Raw genomic sequence first — 390 nt, forward strand, 5'->3', positions numbered from 1 at the left:
GGTGTCAGATACCGTCTTGAATGGCAAGCTTTTTCGATAAGTATTTGGGGTCGAAAGGCTTGCCAGTACGGATGACACCATAAATCAGATGCGTCAGTTTGTGAACGACAGCACTAATCACCGCCTTGTTTGACATACCATTTTTAGTCAACCGTTCGGCGAAGGTGTTGAGCAAGGGGTTGTGGCGCTTGGCCACCAGTCCCGGCATGTAAAGCGCCGCGCGCAGTGAGGTACTACCACTTCGGCTGATGATGGTGCGCCCCTTCAAGGAGGTGCCGGAGCTGCGTTGCATGGGCGTGACGCCGAGGAATGCGGCGAACGCCTTGGCACTGGTGAAGCGCCGTATGTCGCCGAACTGGCCCAGCAGCCTGGCCGCCGTGGTGGTGCCGA

1 protein-coding gene is annotated in these 390 nt (G+C 57.4%); it reads right to left on the reverse strand.

What is annotated here, in order from left to right; genetic code table 11:
• Positions 1-4 precede the first annotated feature (4 nt).
• Positions 5-390: transposase (locus GTP44_RS26865; protein ID WP_161021808.1), on the reverse strand; the 386-nt coding region annotated here is incomplete at its 5' end.

Source organism: Duganella lactea, from assembly GCF_009857505.1.
Lineage (GTDB): Bacteria > Pseudomonadota > Gammaproteobacteria > Burkholderiales > Burkholderiaceae_D > Rugamonas > Rugamonas lactea.